10 protein-coding genes are annotated in these 12,038 nt (G+C 72.8%); 5 read left to right on the top strand and 5 right to left on the bottom strand.

Annotation, left to right across the window (positions count from 1 at the left end):
• Positions 1–56: 56 nt before the first annotated feature.
• Positions 57–1,244 (top strand): alpha-amylase family glycosyl hydrolase, encoded by a 1,188-nt coding sequence (locus tag DSZ44_RS00615; RefSeq protein WP_146237445.1) that lies wholly within the window; start codon positions 57–59, stop codon positions 1,242–1,244.
• 15 nt (positions 1,245–1,259) lie between these two features.
• On the opposite strand, the gene DSZ44_RS00610 is transcribed toward DSZ44_RS00615, so the two are convergent.
• From DSZ44_RS00610 to DSZ44_RS00600, 3 genes are all read right to left on the bottom strand, one after another.
• The gene (locus DSZ44_RS00610; RefSeq protein WP_110850664.1) at positions 1,260–2,162 is read right to left on the bottom strand and encodes a sugar ABC transporter permease; all 903 of its coding nucleotides are present in this window, start codon (positions 2,160–2,162) and stop codon (positions 1,260–1,262) included.
• A gap of 1 nt (position 2,163) precedes the next feature.
• On the bottom strand, positions 2,164–3,777 hold the full coding sequence (locus tag DSZ44_RS00605; protein ID WP_110850663.1) for an ABC transporter permease subunit: 1,614 nt from the start codon (positions 3,775–3,777) through the stop codon (positions 2,164–2,166).
• An 85-nt stretch (positions 3,778–3,862) separates the two neighbouring features.
• The gene (locus DSZ44_RS00600; RefSeq protein ID WP_110850662.1) at positions 3,863–5,107 is read right to left on the bottom strand and encodes a sugar ABC transporter substrate-binding protein; all 1,245 of its coding nucleotides are present in this window, start codon (positions 5,105–5,107) and stop codon (positions 3,863–3,865) included.
• A 174-nt stretch (positions 5,108–5,281) separates the two neighbouring features.
• Here DSZ44_RS00600 and DSZ44_RS00595 point away from each other — a divergent pair, with 174 nt between their 5' ends.
• Complete coding sequence (locus DSZ44_RS00595) at positions 5,282–6,298, top strand: LacI family DNA-binding transcriptional regulator (RefSeq protein ID WP_110850661.1); 1,017 nt, start codon at positions 5,282–5,284, stop codon at positions 6,296–6,298.
• 235 nt (positions 6,299–6,533) lie between these two features.
• Here the strand turns inward: DSZ44_RS00595 and DSZ44_RS00590 are convergent, their stop codons facing one another.
• Positions 6,534–6,893: a hypothetical protein gene (locus tag DSZ44_RS00590; protein ID WP_110850660.1), complete on the bottom strand. Its 360-nt coding sequence runs from the start codon at positions 6,891–6,893 to the stop codon at positions 6,534–6,536.
• Between the two features lie 123 nt (positions 6,894–7,016).
• Between DSZ44_RS00590 and DSZ44_RS00585 the strand changes: the two genes are divergently transcribed.
• The 3 genes from DSZ44_RS00585 to DSZ44_RS00575 all read left to right on the top strand — a co-directional run bounded on the left by DSZ44_RS00585 (position 7,017) and on the right by DSZ44_RS00575 (position 10,798).
• On the top strand, positions 7,017–8,825 hold the full coding sequence (locus DSZ44_RS00585) for a glycoside hydrolase family 13 protein (protein WP_110850659.1): 1,809 nt from the start codon (positions 7,017–7,019) through the stop codon (positions 8,823–8,825).
• A gap of 165 nt (positions 8,826–8,990) precedes the next feature.
• Positions 8,991–9,974 carry an ATP-binding cassette domain-containing protein gene (locus DSZ44_RS00580; RefSeq protein WP_110850658.1) on the top strand — a complete coding sequence of 328 codons (984 nt, stop codon included), beginning with the start codon at positions 8,991–8,993 and terminating at the stop codon, positions 9,972–9,974.
• On the top strand, positions 9,971–10,798 hold the full coding sequence (locus DSZ44_RS00575; protein ID WP_110850657.1) for an ABC transporter permease: 828 nt from the start codon (positions 9,971–9,973) through the stop codon (positions 10,796–10,798). The genes DSZ44_RS00580 and DSZ44_RS00575 overlap by 4 nt, the downstream gene beginning before the upstream one ends.
• Before the next feature lie 80 nt (positions 10,799–10,878).
• On the opposite strand, the gene dusB is transcribed toward DSZ44_RS00575, so the two are convergent.
• A complete protein-coding gene (dusB, locus tag DSZ44_RS00570; RefSeq protein WP_258369200.1) occupies positions 10,879–12,036 on the bottom strand; it encodes a tRNA dihydrouridine synthase DusB in 1,158 nt (385 codons plus the stop codon).
• Between the last annotated feature and the right edge of the window lie 2 nt (positions 12,037–12,038).

Raw genomic sequence — 12,038 nt, 5'->3', positions numbered from 1 at the left:
CCGGGTGGGTCCCCATCGACGCAGCCCGGACACGCCGTTGGTGCCACAATGACGCCATGACCGACCCCGCACCCAGCGCGCCAACGACGGCCGCGACGCCGGGGACGGTGACCACCCGCCTGGTCCACCGCGCCCCCGACGGATCCCCGGAGTGGTGGCGCTCCGCCGTCGTCTACGTCAACGAGCCACCGCTCGTCAGCGGCACGACCACCCTCACGGAGGTGGCCGAGCGCGTCGAGCAGATCCGCGCGGTCTCCCGCCTCGGCGTGCAGGCCGTACGCATCGGCTGCCCTCCCCTGCCCGGCGAGGCGCCGGAGGAGATCATCGACGCCGTCGTCGGTCTCCTCACCCGCGCCCACCGCACGGGGCTGCGCGTGGTGCTGCGCATCGACCCGCTCGACCCGCGCGAGGAGGCGTGCGCCCGCTACTGGCTCGGCCGCGGCGCCGACGGCCTGGACCTCGGCCCGGTCACCGACTCCGAGCCGGTGTCCCACGCGCGCTACCGCCAGCTGCACGCCGTGCTGGCCGAGCACGCCCGCAACGAGGACCCGATCCTCTCGACCCGCCTCAGCCCCGCCGTCCAGTCCCGGGCGGCGGAGATGCTCCACGAGGACTGGCTGCACCACCTCGTGGACGCCGACCTCCTCGACGTCCGTGATCCCGCGCAGGTCATGGAGTCGGTGACGGACAGCCTGCGGATCCGCGACGCGCTCGGCAGCGCGGGCGCCTGGCTCGTGCCCGACGTCCTCGAGGCCGGCTCCCCCGAGCTGGCGCTCGCGACGGCGCTCGTGGTGCTCGCCATGCCGGGCGCCGTCTACCTGCGCCAGGGCATCGAGCTCGGCATGCCGGTCAAGACCACCCAGCACCCCGAGCCCGAGCGCGTCGCGCTGGCCGCCCGGCTCAAGGAGGACCAGCGCGGGCGGGCCGGCTCGTGCTTCGAGACGGTCCGCGCCGCCCTGCGGCTGCGCGCCGACCACCGCCTCGGTCTGGCGCCGCTCGCCTGGGTCGACGAGCTCGACGGGCCCGTGCCGGACACCGTCCTCGCCTTCCTCAGCGGGGAGGTGCTCGTCGTCGCGAACGTCGGTGACGAGGACGTTCCGCTGTCGCCCGAGCGTGAGGTGGTGCTGTCCTCCGCCCCGCTCAGCGAGGGCCCCGGCGGCCGTCTCACGCTCCCCCCGCGCACCGCGGTGTGGCAGTGGCTCGAGCCGCGCCCGCGCGAGCGCGACCCCCGCGCCCGCCGCTGAGGCGGACGGCGGGGTTCAGCCCTTGACCGACCCGGCGGTGAGGCCGGAGACGATGTAGCGCTGGAGGAAGAGGAAGATCAGCACGATCGGGATCGCGCCGATCGTCGCGCCGGCCGCGAAGAGGCCCCAGTTCGCCGAGAGCTGGTCCGAGACCCACCCGTAGAGCCCCACCGCCAGCGTCCACCTCGACTCCGACTGCAGGATCAGCTTGGCCAGGAGGAAGTCGGAGAAGCTGGAGATGAAGGAGAGCAGCGCGACGACGGCGAGGATCGGTGCGACGAGGCGCAGGATGATCGTCCAGTAGGTCTGCGCGTGCGTGGCGCCGTCGATCTTCGCCGCCTCGTCCAGCTCCCGCGGCACGGTGTTGAAGAACCCGTACATGAGGAAGGTGTTCACCCCGAGCGCGCCGCCGAGGTACACCATGATGAGCGCGACCCGGGAGTTGAGGCCGAGCACCGGGGTGACGTCGCCCAGGACGAGCAGCAGCAGGAAGATCGCGACGAAGGCGAGCAGCTGCGGGAACATCTGGACGACGAGCAGGGCGATGAGCCCGCCGCGGCGGCCCCGGAAGCGGAACCGGGAGAACGCGTACGCGGCCGCCGCGCCCATGAGCACGGTGCCGACCGCCGTCGTCGACGCGATGACGAGGGTGTTGGCCAGCCAAGTCCAGAAGTAGGTGTCGCCGAGCCTGTCGTAGTTGGCGGGGCTCACGTCGGCGAAGAGCGCGTTCGACCCGGTGAGGGTGCCGCGCTCGGCGAGCGAGGCCGAGACGATGTAGACGATGGGCCAGACGGCGTAGACGATCGCGACGGCGGCGACGACGTAGCGCCAGCCGACCTCGCTCCACCAGCGGCGGCGGCTGAGGCGGGACTGGCGGGTGGTCGTGGCGCGCCCGGTGGTGACGGTCGTGGTGGCCATGTCAGTTGATGTCCTCCAGCGCCTGGGTCTTGCGGAAGGTGATCGCCGAGATCGTCGCGACGATGAGGAAGATGACGAGCGACAGGGCCGAGGCGAGGCCGTAGTTCGTCGTCGCGCGGCCGTCCAGGCCGGAGATCGAGTAGACCATCGTGATGAGGATGTCGGTCGCGCCGACGGGTACCGAGGCGTCCTGGAACCGTGGCCCGCCCTCGGTGAGCATCTCGATGCCGTTGAAGTTGTTGAAGTTGAAGGCGAAGGAGGAGATGAGGAGCGGGGCGACCGCGATGAACAGGAGCGGCAGCGTGAGCGAGCGGAAGATCCGCAGCCGGCCGGCGCCGTCGATGCGGGCCGCCTCGGTGACGTCGCTGGGGATGGACTGCAGCGCGCCCGTCGTGATGAGGAACATGTAGGGGAAGCCCACCCACAGCTGGACGCCGAGGACGACGGCGCGGGCGAGCCACTCGTTCGTCAGCCACGGCACCTCCGCCCCGCCCAGGAGCACCTGGTTGACGAAGCCGAAGTCGGTGTTGAGCATGCCGCGCCACAGCAGGTAGGACATGAGCGCGGGGAAGGCGTACGGGAGGATGAGCAGCGCCCGCATGATCTTGCGGCCGCGGACCCGCTCGTCGTTGAGGACGAGGGCGAAGAACAGCCCGAGGAAGAAGGTCAGCCCCACGGTGAGGATCGCGAAGGCGAAGGTCCAGATCAGCACCTTGAGGAAGGGCTCGGCGTAGCGGGAGTCACCGAAGGCCGTGGTGAAGTTGTCCAGCCCCACCGGCACGCGCCAGCCGACGTTGAGGGTGGAGCCGTCCTCCGCCTCGAACTGGCCGGTGTCGTTGGGGGTGTAGACGACGCCCGTCTCGAGGTTGGTCATCGTGTCCGCCGCCTCGTCGTACTCGAGGACCGAGCGGTAGACGAAGCCGTTGCGGGCGTCCTGGGTGCGGATCGAGCCCTGCTCGGCGTCCTCGGACACCGGCACGCGCAGCTCGACGACCTCGTCCTGGCGGGTGAGGACCTCCTGCCGGTCGAGCAGGTCCCAGCCGGGCACCTCCGCGACGGTCCCGTCGGTGACGACGGCGCCGTCGACGTCCGCGAGCGGCTCCTCGGCGGTGCCGGCCCGGACCGTGCCGTCGTCGACGACGGCGAAGCCCAGCTCCCCGTCGCGCTCGACGACGGCGAGCGGGTAGGAGGCCGAGCCCTCCACCCGCTGCTCGTTCTGGATGAGGAGGGCCTCGATCGCGTCGTCCTTGGTCGAGTTGTGGCCCTGCCCGTAGTTCGTGAACGCGACGTAGCCGGTGTAGGCGACCGTGAAGACCTGGAAGACGAGGAGGAAGGCCAGCCCGGGGAGGATGTACTTCATCGGCAGCGCGCGGCGCGAGAAGTACACGTAGTCGGCCACGACGATGAGGGCCACCATGGCCGCGAGCACGCCCCACGACTCCGCCACCCACGCCTGGATGACGATGAAGACGCCGAGGGCGTTGATGAGCGCCATGAGGGCGACCTTGACGAAGAAGCCCGGCGTGTACGTCCGCGAGTGCGGTGTACCGCGGAGGTGGGAGGTCTGGGGCTCCTCGTCCGCCGTCGAGAGCTGGGGAGCCTGGGGCTGGGACATCGCGGGCCTTTCCGGGGCGAGAGAGGCGGAGGGGTGGAGGTGCGGGGGCGCGGCACGCCCGTCGCCGGGCGTGCCGCGCCGTGCGTCAGCCGCCGATCGCGGCCTGGATGTCCGCGACCATCTTCTCCCAGCCCTCGACCGGGTCGAGCTGGCCGGAGATGATCTGCCCCTCGGTGACGCCCCAGAAGTTCCACACCTCGCCCATCTCGGGGATGGAGGGCATGGGCACGGCGTCGGTGCCGACCTCGCGGAACCCGGCCGCGACCGGGTCCTCGGAGACGGTGTCCGCGGCGGCGGTGAGCGCCGGCGTGCGGTCACCGGCCTCGTACAGCGCGATCTGCGCCTCCTCGGTGGCCATGTAGTTGACGAGGAAGTCCGTGGCGAGCAGGGCGTTGTCGCTCTGCGCGCTCACGTAGAAGCCCTGGACACCGGTGAACGGCTGCGCGGGCTCCCCGCCGGCCGAGGGGATCGGGTCGACAGCGACGTCCACGCCCTCGAAGGAGGCGAGCATCCACGGGCCGCCGAGGAGGTAGGCCGCCTCGCCGTTGGCGAAGGCCTCCACGACGATGTCGTACTCCCAGGAGGTGTTGAGAGTGCCGGCCTCGCCCTGCTCGGCGAGCCACTGGGCGAAGGCGTTGCCGTTCTCGCCGCCGAGGGCGAGCTCGGCCGTGTAGCTGCCGTCCGCGTTCGTCTCGAAGACCGGCGCCCCGAAGGACGTCTGGAACGGGTACATCGTGTACGGGTCGCCGACCTCGGTGATCTGGACGAGGAAGGGGTACTCCGCGCCGGACTCCTCGCCCATGGCGATCATCTCGTCGAAGGTCGCGGGGGTCTCGTCCACGAGCGCGGTGTTGCGGTAGATGGCGATGTTCTCGATCGCGTAGGGCAGGCCGTAGACCTGCCCCTCGTAGGTGAAGGCCTCGACCGCGACGTCCTCGAACTCGCCGGCCTTGTCCCCGAGCTCGACCGGGGCGACGACACCGTTGGCGGTGAGCTCGCCGAGCCAGTCGTGGGCACCGACGGTGATGTCCGGGCCCTCACCCGTGGGGACCTGGGCGAGCAAGTCCGGGCGGATGTCGTCGAAGTTCTTCTGGACGAGCTCGACGGTGGTCCCGGTGTCGGCCTCGAAGGTCTCGGCAGCGGCTGCGACGGCCGCCTCGCGGGTGTCGTCGACCCAGATGGTGAGCGCGCCACCGTCGGCGGCGGTGGTCTCCTCCGGCTCCTGTGTGGCCTCGGGGGTGGTCTCCTCCGGCTCCTCGTTCTCGCTGCCACAAGCGGCGAGTCCGAGCGTCAGTGCGACGGCTGCGGTGATCACGATGCTACGGCGCATCCGGTATCTCTCCTCTGTCAGGGCCGAGGCGACGCGTGGCGTCATAGCCGCGTCGCTGTGCCGTTTCGGGGAGCGTAAGCCGCTCCGGCAACGGAGTGCAACATGTTGCAGTAACTTTCATGCAACGATTGCACGGGATATCCGGACCGACAGGACAGCAGGGAGGAGTCTGCGATGCAGGGACGCACCAGACTGACAGACGTGGCCGACCAGGCAGGGGTCAGCACCGCGACCGTGTCCCGGGTCCTCAACGGCAAGCCGGAGGTCGCCGCGGACACCCGCAAGGCGGTCCTCGCGGCCCTCGACATGCTCGGCTACGAGCGTCCCGAGCGGCTGCGGCCCCGCTCGGCAGGGCTCATCGGGCTCGTCGTGCCCGAGCTGACCAACCCGGTCTTCCCGGCCTTCGCCCAGTCCATCGAGTCGGTGCTCTCGACGCTCGGCTACACGCCCCTGCTGTGCACGCAGTCCCCCGGCGGGACCACCGAGGACCAGTACGTCGAGATGCTGCTCGACCACGGCGTCGACGGCATCGTCTTCGTCTCCGGGCTGCACGCCGACACGGACGCCGACGTCGACCGCTACGAGCGGCTGCAGTCCAAGGGCGTGCCGTTCGTGCTCGTCAACGGCTACACCGGCGAGCTCGACGCCGCCGCCTTCTCCACCGACGACTCCGGCAGCATGGAGCTGGCGGTGCGCCACCTCGTCTCCCAGGGGCACACGTCGCTGGGACTGGCCATCGGCCCGGAGCGCTTCGTCCCCGCCCAGCGCAAGCGCGCGGGCTTCGAGCACGCGGTCGGCGCGCTCCTTCCCGACGGCGCCGCGCACGTGGTGCCCACCCTGTTCACCTTCGAGGGCGGCCAGGCCGCCGCGGGCATCCTCCTCGACCAGGGCTGCACCGCCATCATCTGCGGCTCGGACCTCATGGCGCTCGGCGCCGTCCGCGCGGCGCGCAGCCGTGGGCTGTCGGTACCCGAGGACGTGTCCGTCGTCGGCTTCGACGACTCCCCGCTCATGGCCTTCACCGACCCGCCGCTGACGACGCTGCGCCAGCCGGTCGACGCGATGAGCCACGCGGCCGTCACGTCCCTCGTCGCCGAGATCAGCGGCTCCCGCGCCCCCCGCAGCGAGCTGCTCTTCGTCGCCGAGCTCATCGTCCGCGGCTCCACGGCCGCCGCGCCGCACCGCGACTGACCCGCCCGGCCGCGCGGCTGCGCTCCCGGCGCCCGCCCCTGGACGGATCCGGCACACAAGTCCCGCAGCGGGGCCTCCGGGCGACACCTGTCCCCGCGTGTCGCCGGCGTGTCGCGCACGTGTGTGCAGATCAGCGACAGCGGCTGCCCGGCCGTGTGCCGCGGCGACGGCTCACCGCGGCCGCACGAGCGCAGCACGGGGAGGAGCCGCCCGACCCCTCCCCGCGCCGCTCACCTCACTCCGCGGCGAGGCTCCCCCACGTGCGACGGCGGTGCAGCGCGTAGAGCGTGCCGCCCGTGAGCACCGCGAGTGCCGCCGCGGTCAGCGCGGCCTGGACCGGCGCTCCGAGGGCGGGCAGGCCACCGCCACCGCTGCCACCGGCCCCGGCTGCCGCGCCGGTCCCGTCGTCCGCCGGCTCCTCACCGGCCGGCTGCTCGCCCGCGGGCTGCTCGCCCGCCGGGTCCCCACCCGGCGCCTCGCCGGGCGGCTCCTCGCCGGTGCCCGGCGTGGCGGGCGGCGTCGTCGGCGGGGTGGTCGGCGGGGTCGTCGGCTCGGGCGTCGGCTCGCCCGGCTCACCGCCCGGCGTGGGGCTCACCGTGCCGGCGAGGGCCAGCTGGTCGAAGCTCGGGGTGCCGAGATGACGTTTCCCGTGTCGGACCGTTGGGCCCGGCTCCGGAGCGCGGGTACCGTACTGCGGACCCCCTCCACCCGCCGAGAGATGGACGCGCCCGTGACCGCCAGCCCTCACCCGCCTCAGACCACGCTCACCGGAGAGGTCGTGCACCGCCCGACCGCCGACGCCGAGTGGTGGCGCACCGCCGTCATCTACCAGGTGTACCCGCGCTCCTTCGGGGACGCCGACGGCGACGGGATCGGTGACCTGCCCGGCGCCACCGAGCGGCTGGAGCACCTCGCGCGGCTCGGCGTCGACGCCGTGTGGCTCTCCCCCTTCTACCGCTCCCCCCAGAAGGACGCCGGCTACGACGTCGCCGACTACCGCGACGTCGACCCGCTCTTCGGGACGCTCGACGACGCCGACGCGCTCATCGCCCGCGCGCACGAGCTGGGCCTGCGGGTCGTCGTGGACCTCGTGCCCAACCACACCTCCGACCAGCACGCCTGGTTCCGCCAGGCGCTGGCCGACGGCCCCGGCTCGGCCGCCCGGGCCCGCTACATGTTCCGCGAGGGCGGCGGCGAGCGCGGCGAGGAGCCGCCGAACAACTGGCAGTCCGTCTTCGGCGGCTCCGCCTGGACGCGGGTGAGCGACCGGCCCGACGCCCCCGGCAGCGCCTGGGAGCGTGACGGGCAGTGGTACCTCCACCTGTTCGACAGCAGCCAGCCGGACCTCAACTGGGACCACCCCGAGGTCCACGAGGAGTTCTGCAGCATCCTGCGGTTCTGGCTCGACCGGGGCGTCGACGGCTTCCGGGTCGACGTCGCGCACGGCCTGGTCAAGGCAGCCGGGCTGCCGGACTGGGCCGGCCACGTCCGCATGGTCGAGGGGTCCGACGTCGAGGAGGGGCTCGCCGCGGCTGAGGACGACGTCCTCGTCCCCGACGCGAGCGACGACGTCGAGACCGGCCGCAGCCCCATGTTCGACCAGGACGGCGTCCACGAGATCTACCGCGAGTGGCGCGCTGTGCTCGACGAGTACGACGGCGACCGCATCCTCGTCGCCGAGGCCTGGGTGGAGCCGCTCGAGCGGCTCGCGCTCTACGTGCGGCCGGACGAGATGCACCAGGCCTTCAACTTCAACTTCCTCGTCACGCGGTGGAGCCCCGCCGAGCTGCGGCGGTCGATCACCGGGTCCTACGCCGCGAACGACGCCGTCGGTGCCCCGACGACGTGGGTGCTGTCGAACCACGACGTCGTCCGACACGCCTCCCGGCTCGGGCTGGCCGAGACCGGCAAGGGCCCCAACGGGATCGGCGCCGAGGACACCCAGCCGGACGCCGAGCTCGGCCTGCGCCGCGCCCGCGCCGCGTCCCTCCTCATGCTCGGCCTGGCCGGCAGCGCCTACGTCTACCAGGGCGAGGAGCTGGGTCTGCCCGAACACACCACCCTGGACGACTCCCTGCGCCAGGACCCGGCGTGGTGGCGCACCGGGCACGCCGAGAAGGGCCGCGACGGCTGCCGCGTGCCGCTGCCGTGGCGCTCGGACGCGCCGGGCCTGGGCTTCTCGCCCACCGGGCGCACCTGGCTGCCCCAGCCGGAGTCCTGGGCCGCGCTCGCCCCGGACGTCCAGGAGCGGCAGGAGGGCTCGACCCTGCGCCTCTACCGCCAGGCGCTGGACCTGCGCGCCGAGGACCGCCTGGGCGCCGGCGCCGTGGAGCTCCTGACGGCGGGCGCGGACGTCGTCGCCGTCCGGAACACCGGCGAGGGCCGCGGCGCCGTCGTCGTCATGGCCAACCTCGGCAGCGAGCCGGTCGCGCTCCCCGCGGGCCACGAGGTCCTCCTCGCCAGCGGCCCGCTCGCCGACGGAGCGCTGCCGTCCGACACGACCGTGTGGCTGCGCGCGCGCGACTGACGCCCGTCCTCCACCGAGAGCCGGCCCCCACCGGGGCCGGCTCTCGGTGTCTGCGGTGCCCGAAAAGACCTGTTCGGGTGTCGGCGGCGGGGCGTACTCTCCCAGCGGGCGATGACTTCCAGGTCCGGCGCCGGTCCAACCGACCACCACCGCGAAGGAGCCACCATGGGAAACGGACCAGCCATCGAGGCCGAGGGCCTCGTCAGACGCTTCGGGGAGACGATCGCCGTCGACGGCGTCGACCTCACCGTCGAGCGCGGCACCGTCTTCGGCCTGCTCGGGCCCAACGGCGCCGGCAAGACCACGATCGTGCGCATGCTCGCCACCCTTCTCGTGCCGGACGCCGGCACGGCCCGCGTCCTGGGCCACGACATCCGTACCGAGGCGGACGCCGTGCGCACCGACGTCGGCCTCACCGGCCAGTACGCCTCGGTGGACGAGGACCTCACCGGCACGGAGAACCTCGTCCTCCTCGCCCGCCTGTACGGCTTCTCCGCCGCCCGGGCCAAGCAGCGGGCCGCCGACCTGCTCGCCGCCTTCGACCTCGCCGACGCCGCCGGGAAGCAGGTCAAGAACTACTCGGGCGGCATGCACCGCCGCATCGACCTCGCCGCGAGCCTCGTCATGAGCCCGCGGGTGCTCTACCTCGACGAGCCCACGACGGGCCTGGACCCGCGCAGCCGCAACCAGGTGTGGGACATCGTCCGGCTGCTCGTCGCGCAGGGCACCACCGTCCTGCTCACCACCCAGTACCTCGACGAGGCGGACCAGCTCGCCGACCGGATCGCCGTCATCGACCACGGCCGGCTCATCGCCGAGGGCACCGCACCCCAGCTCAAGGCGTCCGTCGGCACGGGCACGGTGACGGTGAGGGTGGCCGACCGCGCCGAGCGGCCGCGCGCCGTCGCCGTCCTCGGCGACGTCCTCGGCACCCCGGTCATCGAGCTGCCCGACGGCCTGGGCCTCAGCGCCCGGGTGCCCGACGACGCCCCCGACTCCCCCGCCCGGGCGCTCACCGCCCTCCACGCGGCGGGGGTCGCGGTGCCGGAGTTCGCCCTCGGCCAGCCCAGCCTGGACGAGGTCTTCCTCGCCCTCACCGGCAGCCCGGCCGAGGAGCCGGCCGAGCAGACAGCGGAGGCCACGTCATGAGGTCCCTCGACATCGGTTCCAACACCGCCCTGCGCGAGGCCGTGGAGGTCCTCGACCGTCCCGGCCGGGCCTCGGCGGTGACCTCGACGCTCACCTTCGCCCACCGGGCGCTGCTCAAGATCAAGCACGTGCCCGAGCAGCTCTTCGACGTCACGCTCACCCCGATCATCTTCACGCTGATGTTCACCTACCTCTTCGGCGGGGCGATCGCCGGGGACACCCGGACCTACCTGCAGTTCCTGCTGCCGGGGATCATGGTGCAGACGGTGCTCATCGTCAGCGTCTACACCGGGTTCACGCTCAACACCGACATCACCAAGGGCGTCTTCGACCGCTTCCGCTCGCTGCCGATCTGGCGGCCGGCACCGATCGTCGGTGCGCTGCTCGGGGACACGGTGCGGTACACGATCGCCTCGTGCGTCACGCTCGTGCTGGGGCTGATCCTCGGGTTCCGGCCGGAGGGCGGGGCCACCGGGGTGGTGCTGGCGCTGGTGCTCCTGCTCGTCTTCGCCTTCTCGCTCAGCTGGATCTTCACGATCCTCGGCCTGGTGATGCGCAGCCCCAACGCCGTCATGGGCGTGTCGATGCTCGTGCTCATGCCGCTGACCTTCGCCTCGAACATCTTCGTCGACCCGCGCACCATGCCCTCGGCGCTGCAGACGGTCGTCGAGGTCAACCCGGTGAGCCACCTCGTCACGGCGGTGCGCGGCCTCATGGGCGGTGGGGCGACGTTCTCCGACGTCGGCTGGGTGCTCGTCGCCTCGGCGGTGCTGACCGCGGTCTTCGCGCCGATCACCATGCACATCTACCGCACCCGCGGATAGCTCCCCCGTCCTCCTGGCCCCACCGGCCCGTCGCCCCGTCGCCGAGAGCTGAGCAGCTCTCGGCGATCGGGAGGGGGCTGTCAGCCGCCGGAGACGGAGAGCTCGGCCTCGGTGAGGAGCCGGCGCAGGCGCTCGTCGACCTCCTGGCTGTCCAGCCACGCCTCGGGCAGGTGCGGCACCTTCGGGGACCCCGCGCGGCCGCGCGGACCCTCGGCACCCTCGCCCGGGTAGGGCTGGGTGAGGTCGAGGACGGCGAGGCGCTCGTCGAGCTCGGTCAGGGTGCTCACCAGGCCGAGCTCGCGCCGGGCGTCCCCGCCGACGACGTAGCCCTTGAGGTACCACGCCATGTGCTTGCGCAGCTCGCGCAGGGCCTTGGTCTCGCTCTCGAAGTGCTCGACCATGAGCTCGGCGTGCCGGCGGATGACGGCGGCGACCTCCGCCAGCCCGGGCCGGACCCGCAGCGGGGACCCGGCGAACCCGGCGACGAGGTCGGTGAAGAGCCACGGCCGTCCCTGGCAGCCGCGCCCGACGACGACACCGTCGCAGCCGGTCCGGCGCACCATCTCGACGGCGTCCTCCGCGGACCAGATGTCCCCGTTGCCGAGCACGGGGACGCTGCGGACGGTCTCCTTGAGGCGGGCGACCGTCTCCCAGCGGGCCTCGCCGGAGTAGTGCTGGGCGGCGGTGCGGGCGTGGAGGGCGACGGCGGAGACCCCCGCCTGCTCGGCGATGCGGCCGGCGTCGAGGTAGGTGAGGTGGTCGTCGTCGATGCCCATGCGCATCTTGACGGTCACCGGGACCTCGCGGTCGCGGTGCCGGGAGCCCTCCCGCGCGGCGGCGACGGCGCCGGTGACGATGGCCTGGAAGAGGTCACGTTTCCACGGCAGGGCCGCGCCGCCGCCCTTGCGGGTGACCTTGGGGACGGGGCAGCCGAAGTTGAGGTCGACGTGGTCGGCGCGGTCCTCCTCGACGAGGATGCGCACCGCTGCGGACACGGTCGCCGGGTCGACGCCGTAGAGCTGGACGGAGCGGACCGGCTCGAGCGGGTCGGCGGTCACCATCCGCATCGTCTCGGGCGTCCGCTCGACCAGCGCCCGCGAGGTGACCATCTCGGTGACGTAGAGGCCCGCCGGCGCGTACTCACCGGGGCGGGCGGCCGCGCGCGCGTCCTCGTCGAGGGCGGCGAGGCCGGCCTCGCGGCACAGCCGGCGGAAGGGCGGGTTGGTGACGCCGGCCATCG

Origin of the sequence: Georgenia satyanarayanai (assembly GCF_900116375.1) — a bacterium.
Taxonomy (GTDB): Bacteria; Actinomycetota; Actinomycetes; order Actinomycetales; family Actinomycetaceae; genus Oceanitalea; species Oceanitalea nanhaiensis.
Note: the sequence above shows the minus strand (reverse complement) of the source record. Positions and strands in the feature narration are given on the sequence as shown.

What these genes read in the sequence shown, in the direction of transcription:
- DSZ44_RS00615 (WP_146237445.1), top strand. Translation starts at nt 57, where the DNA reads ATGACCGACCCCGCACCCAGCGCGCCAACGACGGCCGCGACGCCGGGG.
- DSZ44_RS00610 (WP_110850664.1), bottom strand. Translation starts at nt 2,162, where the DNA reads ATGGCCACCACGACCGTCACCACCGGGCGCGCCACGACCACCCGCCAG.
- DSZ44_RS00605 (WP_110850663.1), bottom strand. Translation starts at nt 3,777, where the DNA reads ATGTCCCAGCCCCAGGCTCCCCAGCTCTCGACGGCGGACGAGGAGCCC.
- DSZ44_RS00600 (WP_110850662.1), bottom strand. Translation starts at nt 5,107, where the DNA reads ATGCGCCGTAGCATCGTGATCACCGCAGCCGTCGCACTGACGCTCGGA.
- DSZ44_RS00595 (WP_110850661.1), top strand. Translation starts at nt 5,282, where the DNA reads ATGCAGGGACGCACCAGACTGACAGACGTGGCCGACCAGGCAGGGGTC.
- DSZ44_RS00585 (WP_110850659.1), top strand. Translation starts at nt 7,017, where the DNA reads ATGGACGCGCCCGTGACCGCCAGCCCTCACCCGCCTCAGACCACGCTC.
- DSZ44_RS00580 (WP_110850658.1), top strand. Translation starts at nt 8,991, where the DNA reads ATGGGAAACGGACCAGCCATCGAGGCCGAGGGCCTCGTCAGACGCTTC.
- DSZ44_RS00575 (WP_110850657.1), top strand. Translation starts at nt 9,971, where the DNA reads ATGAGGTCCCTCGACATCGGTTCCAACACCGCCCTGCGCGAGGCCGTG.
- dusB (WP_258369200.1), bottom strand. Translation starts at nt 12,036, where the DNA reads ATGGCCGGCGTCACCAACCCGCCCTTCCGCCGGCTGTGCCGCGAGGCC.